The sequence below is a fragment of the Pedobacter nyackensis genome (genome assembly GCF_032678475.1).
Taxonomy (GTDB): domain Bacteria; phylum Bacteroidota; class Bacteroidia; order Sphingobacteriales; family Sphingobacteriaceae; genus Pedobacter; species Pedobacter nyackensis_A.
Genome location: NZ_JAVTSF010000009.1, coordinates 116,165 through 140,054, shown reverse-complemented (window position 1 = coordinate 140,054; position 23,890 = coordinate 116,165). Strand labels below are relative to the sequence as shown.

Annotated in this window: 19 protein-coding genes; 12 read left to right on the top strand and 7 right to left on the bottom strand. The window is 39.4% G+C overall.

Translation table 11 applies throughout. The features are described 5' to 3' along the window. Position 1 precedes the first annotated feature (1 nt). The 6 genes from R2Q84_RS23315 (at position 2) to R2Q84_RS23290 (ending at position 4,845) form a co-directional block, all read left to right on the top strand. Positions 2-643 (top strand): thiamine phosphate synthase, encoded by a 642-nt coding sequence (locus R2Q84_RS23315; RefSeq protein ID WP_316819014.1) that lies wholly within the window; start codon positions 2-4, stop codon positions 641-643. A 14-nt stretch (positions 644-657) separates the two neighbouring features. Beyond that, the gene (locus tag R2Q84_RS23310) at positions 658-1,419 is read left to right on the top strand and encodes a thiazole synthase (RefSeq protein ID WP_316819013.1); all 762 of its coding nucleotides are present in this window, start codon (positions 658-660) and stop codon (positions 1,417-1,419) included. 8 nt (positions 1,420-1,427) lie between these two features. Further along, positions 1,428-2,540, top strand: a complete 1,113-nt coding sequence (thiH, locus tag R2Q84_RS23305; protein ID WP_316819012.1) for a 2-iminoacetate synthase ThiH — start codon at positions 1,428-1,430, stop codon at positions 2,538-2,540. 23 nt (positions 2,541-2,563) lie between these two features. Further along, positions 2,564-3,580: a HesA/MoeB/ThiF family protein gene (locus tag R2Q84_RS23300; RefSeq protein ID WP_316819011.1), complete on the top strand. Its 1,017-nt coding sequence runs from the start codon at positions 2,564-2,566 to the stop codon at positions 3,578-3,580. A 93-nt stretch (positions 3,581-3,673) separates the two neighbouring features. Next, on the top strand, positions 3,674-3,979 hold the full coding sequence (locus R2Q84_RS23295; RefSeq protein ID WP_316819010.1) for a hypothetical protein: 306 nt from the start codon (positions 3,674-3,676) through the stop codon (positions 3,977-3,979). Positions 3,980-3,996: 17 nt separating this feature from the next. After that, positions 3,997-4,845 carry a S1 RNA-binding domain-containing protein gene (locus tag R2Q84_RS23290; RefSeq protein WP_316819009.1) on the top strand — a complete coding sequence of 283 codons (849 nt, stop codon included), beginning with the start codon at positions 3,997-3,999 and terminating at the stop codon, positions 4,843-4,845. Between the two features lie 63 nt (positions 4,846-4,908). Here R2Q84_RS23290 and R2Q84_RS23285 read toward each other — a convergent pair whose 3' ends face one another. From R2Q84_RS23285 to R2Q84_RS23255, 7 genes are all read right to left on the bottom strand, one after another. Continuing rightward, on the bottom strand, positions 4,909-6,609 hold the full coding sequence (locus R2Q84_RS23285) for a GMC family oxidoreductase (RefSeq protein WP_316819008.1): 1,701 nt from the start codon (positions 6,607-6,609) through the stop codon (positions 4,909-4,911). Positions 6,610-6,637: 28 nt separating this feature from the next. Continuing rightward, a complete protein-coding gene (locus tag R2Q84_RS23280) occupies positions 6,638-7,222 on the bottom strand; it encodes a gluconate 2-dehydrogenase subunit 3 family protein (protein ID WP_316819007.1) in 585 nt (194 codons plus the stop codon). Positions 7,223-7,420: 198 nt separating this feature from the next. Next, a complete protein-coding gene (locus R2Q84_RS23275) occupies positions 7,421-10,021 on the bottom strand; it encodes a BamA/TamA family outer membrane protein (protein WP_316819006.1) in 2,601 nt (866 codons plus the stop codon). 12 nt (positions 10,022-10,033) lie between these two features. After that, complete coding sequence (locus tag R2Q84_RS23270; protein ID WP_316819005.1) at positions 10,034-12,388, bottom strand: GAF domain-containing protein; 2,355 nt, start codon at positions 12,386-12,388, stop codon at positions 10,034-10,036. A gap of 78 nt (positions 12,389-12,466) precedes the next feature. Beyond that, a complete protein-coding gene (locus R2Q84_RS23265; protein ID WP_316819004.1) occupies positions 12,467-13,348 on the bottom strand; it encodes an SdiA-regulated domain-containing protein in 882 nt (293 codons plus the stop codon). A 13-nt stretch (positions 13,349-13,361) separates the two neighbouring features. After that, positions 13,362-15,314 carry a polyphosphate kinase 1 gene (gene ppk1, locus R2Q84_RS23260; RefSeq protein WP_316819003.1) on the bottom strand — a complete coding sequence of 651 codons (1,953 nt, stop codon included), beginning with the start codon at positions 15,312-15,314 and terminating at the stop codon, positions 13,362-13,364. A 7-nt stretch (positions 15,315-15,321) separates the two neighbouring features. Continuing rightward, positions 15,322-16,503, bottom strand: coding sequence for a Pycsar system effector family protein (locus R2Q84_RS23255; protein ID WP_316819002.1), 1,182 nt, complete (start codon positions 16,501-16,503; stop codon positions 15,322-15,324). A gap of 216 nt (positions 16,504-16,719) precedes the next feature. Here R2Q84_RS23255 and R2Q84_RS23250 point away from each other — a divergent pair, with 216 nt between their 5' ends. From R2Q84_RS23250 to ccoG, 6 genes are all read left to right on the top strand, one after another. Next, on the top strand, positions 16,720-19,140 hold the full coding sequence (locus R2Q84_RS23250; protein ID WP_410478436.1) for a heavy metal translocating P-type ATPase: 2,421 nt from the start codon (positions 16,720-16,722) through the stop codon (positions 19,138-19,140). Beyond that, positions 19,137-19,322 carry a cbb3-type cytochrome oxidase assembly protein CcoS gene (gene ccoS / locus R2Q84_RS23245; protein WP_316819001.1) on the top strand — a complete coding sequence of 62 codons (186 nt, stop codon included), beginning with the start codon at positions 19,137-19,139 and terminating at the stop codon, positions 19,320-19,322. The genes R2Q84_RS23250 and ccoS overlap by 4 nt, the downstream gene beginning before the upstream one ends. A gap of 73 nt (positions 19,323-19,395) precedes the next feature. Continuing rightward, entirely contained in the window at positions 19,396-21,507 is a 2,112-nt protein-coding gene (gene ccoN / locus R2Q84_RS23240; protein WP_316819000.1) for a cytochrome-c oxidase, cbb3-type subunit I, read from the top strand. Between the two features lie 21 nt (positions 21,508-21,528). Then, positions 21,529-21,696 carry a hypothetical protein gene (locus tag R2Q84_RS23235; RefSeq protein WP_316818999.1) on the top strand — a complete coding sequence of 56 codons (168 nt, stop codon included), beginning with the start codon at positions 21,529-21,531 and terminating at the stop codon, positions 21,694-21,696. Then, positions 21,693-22,490: a cbb3-type cytochrome c oxidase N-terminal domain-containing protein gene (locus tag R2Q84_RS23230; protein ID WP_316818998.1), complete on the top strand. Its 798-nt coding sequence runs from the start codon at positions 21,693-21,695 to the stop codon at positions 22,488-22,490. The genes R2Q84_RS23235 and R2Q84_RS23230 overlap by 4 nt, the downstream gene beginning before the upstream one ends. Before the next feature lies 1 nt (position 22,491). Then, positions 22,492-23,889 (top strand): cytochrome c oxidase accessory protein CcoG, encoded by a 1,398-nt coding sequence (gene ccoG, locus R2Q84_RS23225; protein ID WP_316818997.1) that lies wholly within the window; start codon positions 22,492-22,494, stop codon positions 23,887-23,889. The last annotated feature ends 1 nt before the right edge of the window (position 23,890 follow it).

The window sequence follows — 23,890 nt, the reverse complement described above, 5'->3', positions numbered from 1 at the left end:
TATGATTGACAAATTACATTATATATCACAGGTAGAGCACGCTCAATCATCGGTAACTTCACACCTGGCAGCTATCGAGAAAGTACTGGCTGCAGGAGGTAAATGGATCCAGCTAAGGGTTAAGGATCAAACGGAAGCCGAAGTATTGCCATTGGCTATTGAGGCAGTAGCACTATGTAAAAAGCATGGGGCAAAGTTAATTGTAAACGACTATCCACTTGTTGCATTAAAGGCCGGAGCCGATGGCGTTCATTTAGGGCTTGATGACATGCCTGTTGCAGCAGCCAGGGCGCTGCTTGGTGCCAAAATGATTATTGGAGGAACAGCAAATACTTTAGCACACATGCAATTGAGGGCTCAGGAAGGTGCCGACTATATAGGTTTGGGCCCCTACAGATTTACAACAACAAAACAGAACTTAAGCCCGGTAATCGGTTTAGAAGGTTACTTCAGCTTAATTGAAGCGGCCAGAAATGCAGAAATAACACTTCCTGTAATCGCTATTGGAGGAATAGAACTAACAGATATACCTCTATTGATGCAGTCAGGTATACATGGTGTTGCAATTTCAGGTGCCTTAACTAATCATCCCGACTTGCCGACACAAATGGGCCTATTTCAAAGTCAACTGATTACAAACTGATTAAATAACCTACAATGTTAAAAATAGCAGACAAAACATTCAATTCGCGCTTGTTTACAGGCACTGGAAAATTCAGTTCAGCCTTAAAAATGGAGGAGGCTTTATTAGCTTCTGCCTCTGAACTGGTTACTGTTGCGCTTAAAAGAGTAGATATGCAGTCGGAAGATGATGATATACTAATGCACTTAAACCATCCTCACATCAACCTTCTACCCAATACTTCAGGCGTTAGAAATGCGAAAGAAGCAGTTTTCGCTGCTCAAATGGCCAGGGAAGCTTTGCAAACAAATTGGATCAAACTGGAGATTCATCCCGATCCAAAATACCTAATGCCCGACCCTATTGAAACCCTAAAAGCAACGGAAGAACTCGCTAAACTAGGCTTTATTGTGCTGCCTTATATTCATGCCGATCCTGTTTTGTGTAAACGTCTCGAAGATGCAGGAACCTCGGCAGTGATGCCCCTTGGATCGCCAATTGGCAGTAACAAAGGCCTAAAAACAATCGACTTTCTCGAAATCATCATCAGTCAGAGTACTGTACCCGTAATAATTGACGCCGGTATTGGTGCTCCTTCAGATGCTGCAAAAGCCATGGAAATTGGTGCCGATGCGGTGTTGGTGAACACAGCAATTGCAGTTTCCGGAAATCCGGTTAGAATGGCTGAGGCATTTAAAATGGCAGTTGAAGCAGGTAGAATGGCTTACAAGGCTAAACTGGGCGTTGTTGCTGCCCAAGCTGTCGCCAGCAGTCCACTCACCTCCTTTTTAGATTAATGACAACAATGGCGACCTTTAACGATATTTTTGAAAAGTCTGACTGGAACGAAACCAGCAAAAGCATTTACAGCAAAACAGCTATTGATGTTGAATATGCGTTGTCGACAAGGAAAAGAACATTAGAAGACTTTAAGGCACTTATCTCTCCTGCTGCCGCTCCCTACCTGGAACAAATGGCACAGATTAGTCAGCAGCTGACCCTTAAACGCTTTGGCAGTGTGGTTCAAATGTACGTTCCACTTTATCTATCTAACGAATGCAATAACATCTGTACCTATTGCGGTTTTAGCTACGACAACAAAGTAAGGCGTAAAACGCTAAGCCCTATCGAAATTATGCAAGAAGTAGCTGTAATTAAGAAAATGGGCTTTGAACACGTGCTACTGGTCACCGGTGAAGCCAACCAAACCGTCCATACCGATTACTTTAAAAAGGTTCTGGAACTGATCGGACCCCATTTTGCACAGATTTCGATGGAAGTGCAACCATTAGATCTCGAGGATTACGAGGAATTAAGGTCATTTGGTTTAAATACAGTACTGGTATATCAGGAGACTTATCACCAGGAAGATTATAAAAAACATCATCCAAAAGGTAAGAAATCGAACTTTCAGTATAGACTTGAAACACCAGACAGACTAGGCAAAGCCCGAATTCATAAAATGGGACTGGGTGTTTTAATTGGTCTTGAAGACTGGCGCACCGACTCATTCTATACCGCTATGCATTTAGACTATCTCGAAAAAACTTACTGGCAAAGCAAATACAGCATATCATTTCCTCGCTTAAGACCTTTTAGTGGTGGTTTAGAACCAAAGGTTGTGATGAACGACAGAGAGCTGGTACAACTGATCTGTGCTTACCGTTTGTTTAATGAAGAAGTAGAACTTTCAATATCCACGCGGGAATCGGAGATATTTAGAGATAACATCATTAAGTTAGGTATAACTTCTATGAGTGCTGCTTCAAAAACCAATCCTGGTGGTTACGCGGTAGAACCACAGTCGCTGGAACAATTTGAAATTTCGGATGAACGTAGTGCGGCGAAAATAGCTGAAATGATTTCCAGACAGGGTTATGAACCCGTATGGAAAGATTGGGACAATAGCCTGGTTTAAATTAATCAAAGTAAAAGCTTAACATGGATACTACATTTAATTTTAAACGATATAGCAGACAGATGTCATTGGATGAAATAGGTATTACCGGTCAGCGCAAACTTACAACAGCAAGCATATTGGTTATTGGTGCCGGTGGACTGGGTTGTCCCTTATTGATGTACCTTGCCGGCGCAGGTGTTGGCCGTATTGGAATTGTAGACCATGATATCGTCGAGGAAAGCAATCTTCACCGGCAAATACTATATCATACCGGTGATATGGGGAAACTTAAAGCCGATGTTGCTACCGCAAAACTACAATTGTTTAATCCCGACATAGACGTTGTTTCTTACCCCTTTAAGCTTAGCACGGAAAATGCATCGATAGTTGAACACTATGACCTGGTGATTGATGGCTCTGATAATTTCCCTACGCGTTACCTGGTAAATGACACTTGCGTAAAACTGAACAGACCTTTGGTATTTGGTTCTATATTTCAATTTGAAGGTCAGGTATCTGTGTTTAATTTGAATGGAGGCCCCAGCTACCGGTCCATTTATCCGGAGCCCCCATTGCCAGAAGACACCCAAAACTGCGGTGAGGCTGGTGTTATTGGAACACTACCTGGTATCATTGGTAGTATAATGGCCAACGAAGCTATAAAAATAATATGCGGATTCGGAACCCCACTGTCTGGTAAACTACTAGTCTTTAATACACTTAACAATGAGACGCAACTGTTTATTTTCGCAGCAGCAGAAGATAAAAAACAACTACAAATAGAAACCACAAATGAAATTGGGTTGGCAGACCTGGCACAATGGGAAACAGAGCAGCACGATTATCTCTTGATTGACGTAAGAGAAACTTATGAGTTCGAAGAACATAACATTGGAGGCATTAACATTCCACTTTATGAGCTAAACAACCGTCTCACTGAATTACAAGATCATCAAAGGATAGTATTCTGTTGTACAATGGGTAAAAGAAGCAAAATGGCCATGCAATTGGCAAAACCTACATTTGCTGGCGAACTGTTTTCATTAATAATTAAATAATGTAATATTTTTTACCAACGTATATTCCTTTCTGTATAGACTTGCAATAATTTAAACTTTTAACAAATTATTTAACCGAAAAACAATTCTGTTATGCAAGAAAACACTCAGAATAAAGAGTTACTGCCCAAGAAGTACAAAATTGAAGAATGTATCGATAATTTAAAAAGACATGAGTACCGGATTGTCCTTAAGGCAATTCCCGGGATCATTGGTAAAGGAATGACCACTTTTTACAATTACAGAGACATACTGATTGATGATCAGCTGGATATTCCTTATAAAATCGCGCGAAAACTAGAGATTCTGTTTGGACTGGAAACTGGGGGACTGGAAACTACAAAAACTGAAGGTAAACATTACAGGGAAATTGTTGAAGCACATAGAAAACGACAATAGATTGCTACCTTTGTAAAATGATAGCAATAGGACAATACAACGACCTTAGAATTATAAAGAAAACGGAAGAAGGCCTGATTTTAACTGAGGGTGAAAAAGAGGTACTCCTACCTTATGTTGATGTTCCGCAAAATGCCGAAATAGGTGATAACCTGAACGTATTTGTCTTTGTACAAAAAGACGGCAGGTTACAGGCTACTACCAAAAAACCTTATGCTTGCGTAGGCGATTTTGCTTATCTGACTGTGGTGGATGAAACCGAAGATGGCGGTGCTTTTATGGACATAGGTTTAGGTAAAGACATTTATGTACCTAAACGCGAACAAAAACGCCCGATGTTTAAAGGAGATAAACATGTGGTCTATGTATTTTTAGATGAAAGTAATGACAGAATGCTTGCTTCTTCGAAACTTGTGAATTTTGTTGAAGAGGAAGATATTGATCTGGAAGAAAGTGACGAAGTAAGTTTATTAATAGTAGACAGATCTGATTTGGGGTACAATGCCATCATTGACAACAAATACATCGGTTTATTATATACTAATGAGCTATTCGACGAGTTAAACCCTGGCGAGACACGTAAAGGATGGATAAAAAAGATCCGTGTGGAAGGCAAAATAGACCTGAGTTTACAGCCTATGGGTTATGGTCACATCCTTGAAACTAAAGATGTATTACTTGCTGATCTGAAAGAAAGTGGCGGCATAATTTCATTGGGCGACAAAAGTACACCTGATGACATCTATCATCGTTTTAAAATAAGTAAAAGTGCATTTAAAAAAGCCATTGGTGGTTTATACAAAGATCGTTTAATTACGATTTCCGATCATGAGATCAGGCTTTTTGTAGACGGTGAAGCTGAATAAAAAAACTAAAACAAAAAAGTCGGTAGTTGAAACTACCGACTTTTTTGTTTCCAGCAACTTTTGTTAGATGTTCTTTTTCTTCAGTTCTTTTACCGCGTAATCACAGGCACGTGCTGTTAAAGCCATAAAAGTTAAAGAAGGATTCTGACAAGCAATGGATGGCATACAAGATCCGTCTGTTACAAACACATTGTTTACTTCATGCATTTGATTCCATTTGTTTAATACCGACGTTTTTGGATCATTACCCATTCTGGCTGTACCCATTTCGTGAATGGCCATACCAGGATAACAACCATTATCATAAGTTTTGATATTCTTCATCCCTGCTGCTTCGAGCATTTCAGCGGCATCGTTCATCATATCCAAACGCATCTTCTTCTCATTGTCTTTGTATTCGCAATCGATAGCCAATACCGGTTGGCCCCACTTATCTTTCTTGGTTTTATCGATATATACTTTGTTTTCATAATAAGGCAGCATTTCACCGAAACCACCAAGTCCCATTGTCCACGCACCTGGAGTACTCATTTTCTCTTTAAAGTCATTACCGAAAGCAAGTTCGGCAATATCACTTTGCCAGTTCCTGCGACTTGCACCACCCTGGTAACCAAATCCACGCAGGTAATCACGTTTATCGCTACCAACATTCTGGTACCTTGGTATATAAATTCCGTTTGCTCTACGGCCAAAAGTATATTTATCGTCGAAACCGCTAGCTTCTCCGGAAGCCCCACAACGGAAATGGTGATCCATTAGGTTGTGACCAAGCTGTCCACTTCCATTACCCAATCCATTTGGATGAGCCTCAGAAGTAGAATTTAACAAAATAAAGGTTGAACCAAGTGTAGATCCATTTACAAAAACAATTTTAGCATAGAACTCCATTGTTTTATTGGTCTCTGCATCAATTACCATTACCCCCTTTGCTTTTTTAGTATTCTTATCATAAATAATATGATTTACAATAGAATACGGTCGTAAAGTCAACCTTCCTGTCGCTTCTGCAGCAGGTAAAGTTGAAGATTGCGTACTAAAATAAGCACCAAACGGACAACCACGGCTACATAAATTTCTGTACTGGCAATTGCCGCGTCCTTTGTGAGGAACTGTTAAATTGGCCACGCGGCCAATGGTCATGATCCTTGTTCTTTTATAATGCTCTTCAATACGCTTCTTAACGGACTTCTCAACAATATTCAGATCCATTGGTGGCAGGAACTGACCATCTGGTAATGTAGGCCAGTTTTCAGCTTGTCCGCTAATGCCTGCAAAACGCTCTGCATAGTCGTACCATGGTGCCAGATCTTTATAACGAATAGGCCAATCATTACCGTGACCATCTTTGGCATTATCTTCAAAGTTATGATCACTTAGACGGTAACTTTGGCGACCCCACATTAACGATTTTCCCCCGACATGAAAACCACGGTACCAATCGAAACGTTTGTCTTCCGTATATGGACATTCCAAATCATTTACCCACCACTTTTCATTATACTCCGTATATGGATAATCTCGTTTTTGAACAGGGTGTGTAGCCTTTTGTTCTTCAGTCAACCGACCAGCATGTTTAAACTCCCAGGGATCTTTCATGGCAGTATCGTAATCTTTTACGTGTTCTACATTCATTCCACGTTCAAGCATCAATACCCTTAAACCTTTTTCAGTTAATTCTTTTGCAGCCCAGCCGCCACTAATTCCAGAGCCTACGACAATAGCATCGTATGTATTTTCCTTTTTTAAATCGGTATTTATATTCATGATTTACAATTCCTTAAATATTAAAACGTTAACTAGCCCATGATTTTTGTCCGGGCTTCAAGTCCGCAGAACCATCATAGCGACCTGGTATGGCAATGTATTCACGTGCTTGTGTACAGCCTATCTCGGAATTAAAGTAGCCCAACACTGTAAGGTCTCTGGCCAACACAAAGAAATAGGGGGTACTTCTTTTAGCCGCTTTATCGGCTTTCTGCTTTTCGATAGTCTCTGTTCTAATGCTTTCTACCAGTTGTTCGCGTTCTTTTACGCTAAGAGATAAGAAATCTTTATTAAAGTCTTTTAATGATTTGGCCTCCATGTCTTTTAATCCTTCAGCAAAAGCTTTTTGCATTTCAGCTGGATAGCAGTCTGTAATCATCATTGGAATGAAACTACCTACACCCGCCGCCTTTGCACCGCCTGCATCTTTCGAAGGAGGAATAATAATATCGGCAAGCTCTGCCAGGATTTGTTCCTGGTTTGCAGAAAACGAGACTGAGTTTTTCTCATTTTCAGGAAGTGTAAAACTTTCAAATAAAACACCAAAAGTAGTAGCCGAAATTGCGGTTCCGAGCCATACAGCGGTATTTTTAAGCGCTTCTCTTCTGTTCATCTTTGAGTGTGGTTATCGTGTGTTTAATCTTGCTTTATTTGTTAAAATAACGGTACTCAAATTAAGGGTTATTTGTCAATAAACAAAATAAACCATTCTGTTCAACGCATAACACCGCCAACAGAATGGTTTACCTCTGTAATGTTTTGTAAAAAAGAGAGTTTAAGTACTGAATACTAAACTAGTAGATACAGCTCATTAGAAATTAAAGCCGACAGATAAATATAGCATACTGGCTTCTTTAGATGCACCTACACTTGCTTGCAGCAACATCACCTCGCCCGGCATTACGTATAAACCACCGCCATAACCCTGGTGCCACCTACCTGAATGCTCTCCTTTTTCCCATACCCGGCCTACATCTGTAAAGCCAATCATACCAACAGTTCCGGGAACCAGGTAAGAAGTGAAATTAAAGAGTTTCAGTCGCAGATCAAGGTTATTATAAAACATGCTCGTACCAGTAAAACGCTTACTGTTAAAGCCACGCAAACTATTCGTCCCACCCAGCTGCATGCGTTGGAAGAAAGTCGGATCACCTATGGTTGTACCTCCGCCAAGACGGTTAGCAATGACCAGTCCTGATTTTGCCGGATTAACATAGAAACGGAATTCACTTGTCACCGAGCCGTAGTTGTCCCCTGTTTTATCTATCCTTTGTTGCGCTGTGAAAACAGTTTTCCAATAAATTCCTTTTTTTGGAATAGATACATTATCCCTGGTGTCATAAACCAATCCAGCAACAAAACCGCCATACAACTTATCAGAAAAAATCTCCTGATCCGGATTGGCCGCATTGTAATCATTAAAAAATCTCTCTTCATTTGCAGAGGCAGAACTTGTATAATAAGAGAACAATACGCCCGCGTCAGCTCTTAGATGCTTAGTAATATTGCGCCCTAGTCTAACATCGGCATTGAGGTAATTATAACGGTTCCTGTAATAAGAAATCCCATCCTCTCTATCCATATCCAGGTCATCAAAATCATGATCAATGTTTTCCGTATTGTTTCCCAATCCGAAGAAATTACTTAGGTTGTTTGGCCCAAGAAAATTGGCATGTACAGTCAGGTCGTTGTTACCTACAGCTTTTTTAAAATCAGACAAGTAATCCAGTACGAATGATTTTCTTCCACTGTTATAATTAGCCCAAAACTCATGTTTTCTGGCATATGGTTCTTTTCTGAAGCCTTGTTTTTCTATCACATAACCTAAACCAATCTGAATCCCCTGATCAATATTGTAACCACCATTAAAAAGTACCCCTGAACGGTCATATAAAAAACTATTTTTATCAAAGTGGTTTACAAGGGAGTCGTTTGACAAACGAAACCTTGCCTGAGCTCTATCAGGGAATAAATTAGCTTTATCTGGCTGGTCATAGATGAAAGGTTTATTCCTTACATCTTTTGCAACCTGGTATTGGTTGGCTGTCGCTGCGCCAATTAAACGCACACGAATGGGTGAAGCTGAAGCCCCCTCAACTGTAAATATATCTTCATCGCCTATACCAAACAGCCTCAATTCTCTTGTGACCTCATGACTAAAAGTTCTTTTGTAAACCAATCGCCCCTCTTTCCCTTCTTTATTGATATTACGAATGATAACTTCGACATCACCGTTTTCCAGGTTTAACACTTTAAAACTCTCTTTTTTCTCTGATGCCGGAATATCTACATTAATCGATAAAAACTTATAATACTGCAGGGCCAGTGTTTCCAGCTTATCACGTCGCGACGTAAAAAAACGAATTAGCTCAGGGCCGGAAAGTTTAAATACCGTATCCGGCATTTTACGGAAGGCCTTATCGATCAACTCATCCGTTAACTTACTTTGAACATACTTAACCTCCGCCTGCCAGTCCTGCGCTGTCAGTTCATTTAAAAAGTACCGGTCAAAATATCTTTCATTAAAATTCCAATGGTTTACATCCCTGATGTTTTCACTATAAGGCTGTAAATGTGTTTTAAGCCACTGATGATTTAATACCCATGGGAACACACCCGATGTTTTGTAGAATACCTTATCTCTGTCGCGAGGCACAGGTACATAAATGGTTTCGTTCCCCTCATCTTTTGGTGCCCAGCGCCAATTATCCTCATGCCTGTCCCAATCTCCAAGTACAAAATCAAGCAACCTTGCTCGTAGCGTTAAACGCTGATCAGCCTTGGTATCATTATTTTTCTGGATCTTTTTCTGCGCCTTCTCTGTATTATCGGTTTTTTCTTCAAAAGGACTTCTTTCCTCTATCAGATACACCGCATTCGCAAAATCTTTTCTATATTCTTTTAATCCAGGATCATCACCAACATAAACAATCTCTGGTTTAGCATGTGGTAAATCCAATGCACCAGCAAGGTCTGGAACAACCAGCGATGCGAAAGGGTGATTGGTAGACACCTGATCTTGCGCGATATCTTTTGCAATTGTTGCCCTCAGATTTTCTGCAAGACCCCTTTCAGGATATTTCTGAACAGTTCGTAAAGCCCATTCCTTTCCCGTAGGATCCACCAGGCGCAAAGAACGTGTCTGCATTCCTCCTCCCAGCTTTACAATAGTTAAGCCCCCCTTCTCCTTCTGAAGATCAATAACCCTCACTTTCACCGGTGTCGCCCAAATTTTACGATAACTTTCTCCAAGCCAAAAGCGATGAAAAGCGCTTACTTTATTATACTCCGGCGCAACAGCTATCGTAATTGAATCTTTAGTGTTCAGTTGCTGGGCTCTTGCATCATAAAATGATGTCATTAGCACCGGACCAGAAAATGCTAGAGCAAACAGGGACTTTTTAAAACTCATGATGATAACTATTTAATATTTCACCCCTATTCTCAGGGCTTTCAATCCTTCTACCCCCTGTAACTCTTCCAATTCAAGAAACTCTAAATCATCATTTAACAAACGCTGACTCTGTAGTTTTTTAATATAACCAACATAATCTTTAGCTTCATTACTGTTAAAATATACAATAGCTATTTTTCCTGGTTGTGTAAGTCGTTCCGTTGTATCCTTAATCAAAGCTTTATCTATCCGTTTTTTAACCATCTGATAACGGATGTTATAACTTCCCTCCACATCAAACCTTTGTTCATCTATCCTAAAGCTAATGTCAATTTGCTTTTCATAAACAAAAATCAACTGTGTAGTTTCTAACGGAATAGAGAAATAAGGACCCAGATTATTGGTTGTTCTTGCGATTTCGGCAAGTATACGTAACTGCCTTAACCTAAAATCACTAACAATGTTTGAAGGAAAAGGAATTCCTGGCGTGATGGACTGTCCCAGGTAAAGATCAAACTCAACACCATCCGTCCTGAATTTCTCAAAATAACAAGGATAAATGCTTTGAAGCTCAGCATTAAATTCATCCAAATGACGGGTTACCGCAACATTTATCATTTGCATGCTCTTTTCATAGCGCTCCCTATTTTCAAGGATCTTACCTTTAGTTCCCGTTAATTTAAAGTAGTTATCTACAATCTCAACCACTTCCGGATAGGTGTCCTTTAAATGTTGCAGGGCACTGGGTATTTGTCGCTGCAGATAATCTTCTGTTTTAAAAATCTCACGGTCAGACAATTCTTCAAGGTGCTTACTGTTCCATGCCGACGTACCCTTGGGAATTTCGGCAGCAAGGCATTCTTTTGCTCTGCTTTTTATAGCAGTTAACGTATTGTCTAAAATTTCGAAATGCGCATACAAATCCCTTCTTATAGCAGCATTACGCTGAATACTGGAATTACGAATATCTATAGCCCCATACAATGGAATTACATCTTTAAAAAAAACCGGTTCTATAGGGAAATTTCTATCCCTGGCACCAGATTGTACATAATGATAAGCAGCCTCCTGAAACCTCCATTGTACTGAAGGTTGTAAAGCAGTGAACTTATCCATAATGACATCCTGGATTTCCTTGTTAAAATCAACAATTACATTGTGAAACAATTGTGCCAGCAAAGGAAACGAAGTCTCAATTTTGCTTAACGTATTCCCGTTAAACTGACTTGAATCCTTCGTATACAATTCCAGGCAACCCACTAAGCGAGCATTGAAATACAATGGAAAAAGTGCGTATGATTTGATACCTACCTGTCCCAGCAACTTCAACATCGGATACTTAACCTGGTCTTCCTCAAAAACTTCAGGAAAAATCAGGGTACGAGGCTGGGCGAGGTAATCATCAATAAGACTTTCATGCACATCATCATCAATTCCCTGTTCCCTTGACAGTTGAATTAAAACACTATTAAAACCAAATAACTGATTGACCTGAACCTTGTTATTTAACCTGATATAAGGAATCATACCAAAATCTATCTGATCTGTACCTACCAATGTTTTTAAAGCAGTAGCAATCTCTTTTGTGTGTAAACCCTGCTGCGACTCATCATGGTCTATGATCAGGTTTTTGATCGTCTCCAGCGCATATTCCCCTGTTACATCGGTTAATGTAACTATAGATATACCTTCTATCATGAATGCTTCAGGTGGAAGCATTTTGGTTAAAACCTTTATGGTATTTCTTTCATCCTTTATATAATCTTTTACGTCTTTTAAATTGTACTCAGGTAATTTAATACTCGATTTAACTTCTAAAAAACGGGTATCTACATTTAGCCTGTAATACTTAAGCAAATGCGTTTCCGGATCTATCACGGAATGGATGATCAGCTGGTTGCCGGTAAGTGAAAAGTTATAAAACCTTTCCATGATAAGATTATAAAATGCAGATAACAGACTTTTCTCCATCTCCCTTTTTGAAGGTAAACTAAGATCGGCTTTTAAATTGCATTTGGTTGCATCCATCAAAACACTATAGAAAGCATCCGTACCGTAATGGAAACAAGGGGATATCGGTTTACTGATTGCCCAATACTGCTGTTTCTCTTCATTTATAATAGGCGACAAAGCAGTGTAAATCAACTCATAAAGATCAGTATACTTCAATGCTTCTTCCGAAGGAATTGGATGTCTAAGCTCGGGATAAGCATTAAACTGTCCCAGTATATACTTATAAAAATTAACCTTTACAGTTTTCTCTTCCGCTGCTCTTTTCTCTAAATATTCAATAAAAGGTCTTAATGAAAACTCGATATCAGCACCAATAGGTTTATGGCCTGATTCAATTATACCTTTACCTAGATCTAGCGTTATTGCTTGCATGTATTTGTTTGTTAGGAGCCTGGCAGCTGCGCTCCAAATTTACTACCTGTTTTGGTATAATCGGTAAAAAGAGGGTAATTATTTCTTTACCGAATCTAAATACCTGAACTTTAAAATATTGCCATCACTTACCTCATCTCCTTCATTAGATATATAAAGGTTTAATTCCCTGTCAAATGCGATACCTTCAGGCTGATTAAAAGTTGATGAATTTAAACGATGAACTGCTTTAATATTCCACATGGCATCCGTGATCAGCAACAGTTTATTTGTCGACGAAAGTATAAACCACTCACCGGTTTTAGGATGTTTCGCCAAAGCAGAAGGACTTAAACTCGTTTTAAGTTTTGAATTAAACTTTTTTATCTGACTAAGATCAATCTTAAAATCTCCGGCAGCAGTCAGACTATCCAATTCAGCGTTATAGTCAAACACATAACCTGTAACCTGCTTCATTTTCTTATCCAGATCACATTTTTTACATAAGACATAAACTTTATTGGTTTGCGGATCAACAAACATCCCCTCATACTCTGCTTTTGGAACAAGTCCTTTCCGTATTTTTACGATATCAGTTGCTTCTTTTATCGCTTCTGTAAAGGGAAATGAGTAAATACTGCCTTCACTTTTCAATACAAACACCATTTCGTTAAATATCCCAATATCCTCGAAATCACCCTTAGGCGCAAACTTCATATGAAACTGCTTTTTAACACCCCATCCTTGTCTAAATAACTTACCATCCTCATCCTGAATACTATATACAGTATCACTTATACCTTTGTAAAAGGCTATTCCTGATATTTCAAGTAAACTGGAAGGCATATTGAACTTATCTGGCTTATTAAAATTGTACCCTTGCGGACTTGTATATTTGTTAACCAGATTTTTACATGCATATGCACCAAAAATGGCCAGCACAACCATTAATCGTAAAACATTCTTGTAAAATATGCGCATAAGTTCGTTTGGTTTATATCTTGTTTTGCAAAAATAGATAAATAGATTCCTGAACATTATCATCTAGCTGTAAGTTAATAATTTTGATTAACAATTGCTTTAACTCCTCGTCGTAAACAGGGAAACAAACCTCGACTCTGCTATAAATATTACGGTTCATCCAGTCTGCTGAACCCATAAACAGCTCATGTCTGCCGTTATTTTCAAATAAAAAAACACGACCATGTTCAAGATAACGGTCCACAATCCTCGTTACTGTAATATTTTCGCTTAAACCTACCCTTCCTGGTATTAAACAACAGATACCGCGGATGATAAGTCTGACCTTTACTCCTGCTTGTGAGGCTTCGTAAAGCTTTTTAATAAGCACCTGTTCCTCCAGGTTGTTTAGTTTTATAGTAATCCCTGCCTTACCTCCACTTTTCGCATGATCAATTTCACGTTGAATCAAATCTAGAAAGCGCGACTGAAGGTTAAACTGTGCAACAATCAGGTGCTGAAAATCAATCATATCTTCCGGCAAAGGTGCTTTTTTATTTTCGCTCAGAAAACCAAATAGCGCTTCCAGCTCTTTGAGCATAGCCTGATGAGCCGTAAGCAATATATGATCTGTATAAAACCGGGCAGTACCTTCATTTAAATTTCCTGTCGCCAACAATCCAAGGTAATCACATCGATCTTTGGTCCTGCGTTTAACCAACGCCACTTTAGCATGCACCTTAAGATCCAGACTGCTATAAATGAGCTGAACCCCGGCGGTCTTCATTTTCTTGGCCCATTTAATGTTGTTCGCTTCATCAAACCTGGCTTTCAATTCTACCAATACCGTTACTTTCTTCCCATTTCTGGCTGCAGTAATCAAAGCGTTAACAATCCTGGAATTATCTGCTACCCGATAAAGTGTGGTATAAATTTCTTCCGTGTACCGATCATTGGCAGCTTCATTAAAAAAACGGAGTATAGGATCATAGCTTTGATAAGGAACACTGATCAGTAAATCGCGTTTTAAAATCAACTCAAACAAGGTCGTTGTTTCAGGTATTTTTATTGATTCCGTTGCCGGCCATTTTGGGTAACTAAACGCAGTTCCTTGAATTGGAAAATTACTCAGGTCTTTTAAATTATGGTAAGCCCCGCCTTCTACAACAGAAGCATTCTTTAAATTTAAAACATAAACAATATAGTACAAGTTGCGTAAAGGAATGCCCGGCTCACATAGCAAACGCGTAGCAAACCCAAAATCACGACGCTCCAGCTGCCGCTCCAACGCCTCAGTTATGTCTTCAAAAAGATCAGTTTCAATTTTCAATTCCGCATCACGTGTAATTTTAAGGTTAAACACACCTTTAATACGATCATCAGGAAACAAATAAGCTAAATTATATTTGATAAGATCCTCTAAAAACACCACGTACTGCTCTTCTCCATCGACGATCGCATACAATCGCGGCAAAACATCAGACGGAACATGAATCAGTTCAAGTCGTTCCTTTCCCTCTTTATCCTCTAAAATTACCAGCTGGTATAATTTATTATTCTCAGCAAAGAAATCAGTTAATTGGTCATTAATACATACCGTATGAATAAAAGCCAGTACTTCATTAAAAAAGAGCGTAACGACTTTGGTAGAAATATGATCAGGAATTGGTTTATTGTAAACCCAATGAACATGATGTTTAGCCAGGTCAGGAAGAATCTGTGTAGCGATAATTGATCCGAATTTCTGTTGTTGCCGGTCTATTTCAATCTGTGCGCGTTCATAATTACCTGGTTCTTCAGTTTGTGCTTTAACAGCCATCAAAACCGGCATTCTTACTCTATAAAACTCATCAAGATTAGACGAATAAATGGAAAGAAACTTAATCCGTTCCAGTAAAGGAACAGTAGGTTTATCGGCCTGTAGCAGCACACGTTCATTAAAACTAAGCCAGCTTAAATCTCTGTTAAAAAAAATGGCTTCTTCCATAAATTTGTTAAAGAGTTACCAGTGCCGATGCAATGATGAATGCAAGGACGGCCGCTACTATACCAAACATGAATACGTTATAAGCCACCCTTAGTAATCTGTACTTACGTCCTAACACCACGCCTTGTGCATATACATCTTTTATTAAGCTGCCATAAAGGAACTCACGATCATCCATCATTTTAAGCATCCCATTTTGATAGTCGGAAAGACTCATACGATAAAAGTTCCCAAAAAATAACAGGTTCACTTTCTTCTCTTCTATATCCTTCGGCGTAAATACACCTTCTGGTATCGACGGCCTTGTGGCCAGTATAGAAAAAACCATTGTCGTTACGCAAATGATCAATAAAAGTAAGGTAGGAATGATCAGATGCGGATTATCCTCCAGTTTTCGAAGTAGTAAACTCAATATTACAGACAAAATAATCGAGTTGGTAGAAATCATAATATGTGCCTTATTATCGGCCATATCACTTAATCGCTGGTGATTTGTGGAAGAAATGCGAAACATAGTTTCGACTCCCCGCTCCGGTTTATCGCTCTTTTTCTTCTTCTTTGTTAACGAAGCGATTGTTGTACCGGTTTCTGACTGGGCATTTAACTTTTCTTCCATTTCGGCTAAATTCTGTGCTTTTTTATGATTTAATAAATCTTTACAATAATCTGTGTGATAATGATGTGCTTTAAATAGTGCTATAGTTTTAGCTCTCCATACTTCCTTATCTATATCCTTATTACAAAAGGCCTCAACTTCTTTATGAATCAGTTTATTCTTTTCCTTAAAACTGTCGCTACCCAAATGGTACAAATCTGCATCGCAGACTATTTGCTCCAATAAACCCGATGGGTTTTGAGGCATCTTGGTTGCCAGTATGCATCCACTAACCTGATCAATGACAGCTTTTTCTACACCTTTTTCTTCTAAAAAAGCTACCGCAATACGTTCTCCTCTTGCTTCGTGCTGACTGCAATCAAATAAATATCCCATATCATGGAACCAGCTTGCTGCTACAACAATGAAGAAGTCCTGATCCGACAGTTGATAATGATTGGCAATTTTAACCGTATTTTCAACTACCTGCTCAGTATGATGTAAATTGTGGTAAATAAATCTCTCGTCTTTATGTGTATCAAACAGGTTTGTCACATAGGCATGAAGCTGATCTAAAATTTCCCGGTACTGCATCTTTTTATTTCGTTTTTCTCCATAACACATCAATGACCACTATGTTTAGTTCAATGCATAAATATGCAGGTTTTAATTTTTATATTTAATAAATAACTTGAAAAGATAGCTAAAAAACAAAATGATCGATTACTTGTTATGAATTAAATAATGATCCCTATCATATTCGGCCGTGACTTCTGTCATACTATACCATGACAATTACGCTGAACTTTGATGAAAATGATTTTGTCTATGGTGCAGCAAAAAACGCTCAATGCCGAAAAACATTGTTACCATTGCGGAGACGATCTGCCAGGTAACCTATATCTACATGATGATAAACAGTTCTGCTGTCTGGGCTGCAAAAGTGTCTATCAAATTTTATCTGATCATAACCTGGATAACTATTATGCCTACAATGATGTCCCCGGACAAAGCCAAAAAGGCAGGGAACAACATTTCGAGTATCTGGACGAGCCCAAAATAGTTCAAAAACTGGTTGATTATCAAGATCAAAAAATCACATCCATTACCTTGTATGTTCCGGCTATACATTGCAGTTCCTGCATCTGGCTACTGGAAAACCTGCATAAAATTAACCCTGCAATTGTACAGTCGAGGATAGATTTTTTAAAGAAACAGGTAGCCATTACCTTCAAAAATGAGCAAAGCTCATTAAGGAATGTTGTAGAAACCATGGCCTCCATTGGTTACGAACCATTGATCAGCTTACAAGACGTGGTTAAAAAACAGCAATCAGATTTTTCAGAAAGAAAGCTAGTAAGCAAGATAGCTGTTGCCGGATTTTGTTTCGGTAATGTCATGCTCCTTAGCTTTCCGGAATACTTTGGGCTATCTGATCTGGAACAACAGTTTAAATCATTCTTTGGCTGGTTAAACCTGGCCTTCGCCTTACCCGTTGTATTTTATTGTGGGAAAGACTATTTTATTTCTGCTTATAACAACCTAAAAAACGGCGTACTCAATCTTGATTTTCCACTGGCCTTAGGTATAGCCGTGATGTTTATCAGATCCATAGCAGAGATCGTTAATAATTCAGGTGCCGGATTCGTAGATACACTATGTGGTCTTGTTTTCTTCCTGCTGATTGGAAAATGGATGCAGCAACGCACTTACCATCATCTTTCTTTTGAACGCGACTACAGGTCTTACTTCCCGGTAGCAGTAACCTTAATAAAAGACGGTAAAGAAAAGCCTGTCCCTCTCAATGAACTTCACATTGGCGACAGGATGCTGATCAGAAGCAATGAAATTATTCCAGCTGATGCTATATTATTAAAAGGTGAAGCCGAAATGGACTTTAGTTTTGTAACCGGTGAATCTATCCCCGTTCCAAAAACACTGGGAGAAGTTGTTTATGCCGGGGGCCGACAACTTCTTGGTGCTATAGAACTGGAAGTGGTAAAACCCGTTTCACAAAGCTATCTGACAAAACTATGGAACAATCAGGCCTTCTTCAGCGAAAAAAATAGAATTAAGACTTTTAGCGACACAGCCAGTAAATATTTTAGCATCGTGCTGTTGCTTATTGCTACAGGTTCGGCTGCATTCTGGATGATATATGAAGGTAATGCCACTAAGGCTATAGCTTCGTTTACTGCTGTACTCATTATTGCATGCCCTTGCGCCCTGGCATTAAGCACTCCTTTTACACTTGCCGCAGTACTCAGCATTTTTGATAAAAATAAGTTTTATTTAAAAAGCACCGCAGTAGTCGAAGAACTTGCCAGAATAGATACGTTTATTTTTGATAAAACAGGTACAATTACGAATCCCGAGGCCGCAGGCTTTAGCTTTCATGGAAATATTACGGACGATCAAAAACAATTGATAAGCGATTTATCGCGAAACTCCGGTCACCCGCTAAGCCGGGAACTCGTAAAATCATTAAACATCGACAAAGTTTATCCGGTAGATGATTATATAGAAAAAGTTGGAAGAGGAATCAGCGGAAGAATTAATGGAAATAAAGTGAAATTGGGAAGTTCCGCTTTTATTGGCCTGCCGCTGATCAACTCTCCAATGAAAAGCAGCGTGCACGTGATGATAAACGACAACTATCTTGGTTATTTCACCTTTCAGCAGCAATGGCGGGATGGTTTTAAAGACCTTACATTTAAACTGGGCAAACAAGCAGACCTCCACCTGCTTTCCGGAGATCAGGATCATGATAAACAAACCCTCATCCCCTTTTTCCCACGTGCACAACAAATGCAATTCGGACAAAGTCCACAAAACAAGCTAGACTACATCGTAGGTCTGCAAAACATGGGTAAAAAAGTATTGATGTTTGGCGACGGCCTGAATGATGCAGGTGCTTTAAGACAAAGCAACCTGGGAGTGGCTGTTACCGACAACATCAACAACTTCTCTCCCGATTGTGATGCCATTCTGGATGGTGATGCTTTTCGTAAAATACCGAACTTCATTCAACAAGCTAAAGATGCGGTTAAAGTAATCCATATCAGCTTTGTCATTTCACTTCTTTACAATGCAGTCGGATTATTTTTTGCCGTTCAAGGTTTATTATCCCCGCTAATTGCAGCGATCTTAATGCCTATAAGTACCGTAACCATCATTCTATTCACCAGCATAGCGGCAAGACTTTATGCACGTAAAAACAATTTGTTATGAACATGATCTACTTCTTGATAGGTTGCAGCATTCTGCTCGCACTTGTCTTTCTGGCAGCCTTCTTCTGGGCAACAAAAACCGGTCAGCATGATGATACTTATACCCCCGCGGTACGTATACTTTTTGATGACGAACTGAAGGAAGAAAAAGAGCCCAAAAAATGTGATGAAGATCACATTTAAGCACAATTAGCGTCATGCTATATTCAACAGCACCCTACTAATTTTACATCCATAAACCTTTCATTAATTTCACATGACAGAAAAATTTTACTACGACAACAAGATCGTCAGAAACTTTGCCATAGCCACCATCGTATGGGGGATTATTGGCATGACGGTTGGCTTGCTCATTGCAATGCAACTCTTTAAACCGGCGTTAAACATGGGGTCTCAATACACCACGTTTGGCCGTATCAGACCACTACACACCAATGCAGTAATTTTCGCCTTTGTGGGTAATGCGATATTTATGGGGGTATATTATTCCTTACAGCGACTATTAAAAGCGCGTATGTTTAGTGATGTACTTAGTAAAATACATTTCTGGGGATGGCAGCTCATTATTGTTTCAGCAGTAATCACGCTTCCTTTAGGACTTACATCTTCCCATGAATACGCAGAACTGGAGTGGCCAATTGATATCGCCATTACATTAATCTGGGTAGCATTTGGAGTAAACATGTTTGGAACAATCATTAAGCGTCGGGAAAAACATATGTATGTAGCCATCTGGTTCTACATCGCAACATTTGTTACTGTTGCAGTATTACATATCGTAAACTCTTTCCAACTACCTATTTCAGCTTTTAAAAGCTATTATCTGTATGCAGGTGTACAAGATGCATTGGTACAATGGTGGTATGGACACAATGCAGTAGCGTTCTTTTTAACAACACCATACCTGGGTATGATGTACTACTTCCTGCCAAAAATGGCGAACAGACCTGTATACTCTTACAAACTTAGTATACTCCACTTCTGGTCGTTAATTTTCATTTACATCTGGGCCGGCCCTCACCATTTGTTATACACCTCCCTACCGGGATGGGCACAATCATTAGGTGTTGCTTTCTCTATTATGCTTATTGCACCAAGCTGGGGTGGTATGATCAATGGTTTGCTTACGCTACGTGGCGCATGGGACAAAGTACGCGAAGATGCGACACTTAAATTCATGGTGGTTGGTTTAACAGCCTATGGTATGGCAACTTTTGAAGGGCCAATGTTAGCCTTAAAACAAATTAATGCAATAGCGCATTATACCGACTGGATAGTAGCACACGTACACGTAGGTGCTTTAGGCTGGAATGGATTCCTTACATTCGGTATTTTATACTGGTTAATACCAAGAATCTACAGAACTTCTTTATACTCTAAAAAACTAGCTTCTTTCCATTTCTGGATCGGCACTTTAGGTATTATATTTTACGCAGTGCCATTGTATTTCGCTGGGTTTACCCAAGGATTAATGTGGAAAGAATTTACTGAAGACGGTATGTTGAGGTACCCTAACTTCCTGGAGACCATCTTGCAGATTGTACCAATGTACATATTAAGAGCAATAGGTGGTGCCTTGTATCTTGTTGGGGTAATTGTAATGACTTATAACCTGATTAAAACTGTTGGCACAGGTAAATTATTAGCAAATGAACCTGCTGAAGCAATGCCTCTACCTGAAGAGTTTGTAGCTCAGGGTTCTGACAGAAAATTACACCGCGTACTGGAGCGCAAACCAATGGTGTTTTTAGTACTATCTTTAATTGTGATCCTTATTGGCGGAGCAATTGAAATGATGCCAACCTTCACTATTAAGTCCAACATCCCTACTATTAGTAGTATAAAACCTTATACGCCATTAGAATTGCAGGGTAGAGACCTTTACATTAAAGAAGGTTGCGTGAGCTGTCACTCTCAAATGATCCGTCCTTTCCGCTCTGAGACAGAAAGATATGGAGAATATAGCAAGGCTGGTGAGTTTGTGTATGACCATCCACATCTATGGGGTTCAAAACGCACAGGTCCGGATTTACAACGTGAAGGTGGAAAATATGGTAATGCGTGGCACTACAATCACATGTTAGATCCACAAACGATGTCGCCGGGCAGTATCATGCCTCCTTACGAATGGTTAATTACGCAGACGCTGGATACCACAACTACCCGTAGCAAGATTAATGCGATGCGGACACTGGGTGTGCCTTATGCTAAAGGTTATGAAGATAAAGCAAACAGCGATCTGGACATCCAGGCTAAAGAAATTGCTGCAGATCTTCAGAAGAACAATATCAAAGTAAAAAGTGACAAAGAAATCATCGCATTGATTGCTTATTTACAACGACTTGGAACAGACATTAAAGCAAAATAAACACAGCTAACCTATAACACCATGTTTAAACAATTTTTAGATCAAACCAGCGGTAATCAGGGATACCTGATTACCTCACTGGGAATATTCCTGCTCTTTTTTATTGTGGTGGCCATACTATTATTGACCATGAAAAAAGAGGAAGTAAAATATATGAGCGAACTCCCTTTAAAAGATGATGTAAAATGAACGATATATTAATCTGGGCCTTACTGTTTATAGCAGTAGCCATACTCATATCCGCAATACTGGTTTTGAGAGTGATCAAAATCTATGTTCAGCAAAGTTTGCATCCTACCTATTTCGCTTCCGCTGAGGAAAAGGAAAAATATGAACTTGAACAGCAAAAACTTGAAGCCAAAAAGCCAGAGAAAAAGACACTATGGAACTGGTTATTGGGACTTAGACCATTATCAGAAGAGAAAGACCTGGTTATGGAGCATGAGTTCGACGGCATTGCTGAGTTAGACAACCCTACTCCCGCCTGGTTCATGGTTCTTTTTTATGGCACCATTCTCTTCGCTATCGGCTATATGGTGAATTACCACGTCATCGGATGGGGTAAATCACAGGAACAGGAATATGTAGCAGAATTACAGCAGGCAGAAGATGAAAGAATTGCCATGCTACAGAAACCTGGGGCTGGCGGTGCAAATAAAATCAATGAGAACAATGTGGAGGCTTCAACAGACGAAGCGACCATAAAAGCAGGTGCAGTCTTATTTAAAAATGTTTGTACACCATGTCACGGTGAACATGCTGAAGGCGGCGTTGGTCCGAACCTTACAGACGAATACCATTTACATGGCGGCACGGCGAAAGACATCTTTAAAACCATTAAGTACGGTGTTCCTGACAAAGGAATGGTTGCCTGGGAAAAACAGATGAATGGAAAACAAATTGCCGATATCACCAGCTATATCCTGTCATTAAAAGGATCTAATCCTGCAGGTGCGAAAGCGCCTCAAGGTCAAAAAGAATAATATGTCACAAAGTCCAGCTCACTTCAGAAATCAGATTTCAACTTTAACAGATGACGGAAAAAGCCGTAAATGGATTTATCCGCGTGTAGTAAAAGGAAAACTCTATAAATACCGCTCTGCAGTGAGCTACTTCTTCCTGGCACTGTTATTTGCCGCACCGTTTATAAAAATAAATGGCGAACAGCTGGTTTTGCTGAACGTTTTAGAAAGGAAGTTCGTTTTCTTTGGAATCATTTTCTGGCCGCAGGACTTCTATCTCTTTGTACTTGCCCTACTCACCTTTATGGTATTTATTGTACTGTTTACGGTTGTATTTGGACGGGTATTCTGCGGATGGGCCTGCCCTCAGACGATTTTCCTTGAAATGGTATTCCGTAAAATTGAAATATGGATAGAGGGCGATCAGATCAAGCGTAAAAAGCTTGATGAGGGACCACTTACAGCAAACAAAATCTTCAAAAAAGGCTTAAAACATGGGATCTACCTTTTTCTATCTTTCTTTATAGCTAATATTTTTCTGGCTTACATCATCGGTACTGCACAACTTGTAAAAATCATCACAGAACCAGTTTCACAACATCTTTCCGGATTTATATCCATCTCTGTTTTTACACTGGTGTTTTACCTCGTGTTCTCCAGAATGCGCGAACTGGTATGTACAGTTGTCTGTCCTTACGGTCGATTACAAGGCGTCTTACTCGATAACCAGAGCATCATTGTGGCATACGACTATGAGCGCGGGGAGCCAAGGGCTAAACGTGTAAAAGGTGTAGAAAACCAGGCTGGAGATTGCATTGATTGTAAGTTATGCGTTGATGTTTGCCCTACAGGCATCGACATCCGCAATGGTACGCAAATGGAATGTGTGAACTGTACAGCATGTATTGATGCATGTGATATGGTGATGGAAAAAATAGACCGCCCTACCCGGCTTATTGGTTTTAAATCTGAAGACGAAATCAAGAACAAAAAAGCCTTCCAGATTAATAAACGCGTATATGCCTATGCTGCTGTGCTGGGAGTTCTGATAACTGTACTTTCTTACCTTCTGATTACAAGAAGTGATGTAAAAACTACTATATTGAGAGCTGGAGGTACACTTTACCAATTAAGAGATAAAGAAAAAGAAGTTAGCAATTTATACAATGCAGAATTAATCAATAAAACGAACAGTAGTATTAAATTCGAAATAATAGCAGATGATCCTGCCGCGAAAATACAATACATCCAAAAACAAGATAGCATTGCTTATGGAGGGGTAGCTAAACTCACTTTCTTTGTAATTCTTCCACAAAAGGAAATAAAAAAATATAAAACAACCATAAAGTTTAAGTTAATGGCCAATGGTAAAGTGGCAGACCATTTTGAGACTACATTTATAGGACCACCTAATGAATAAA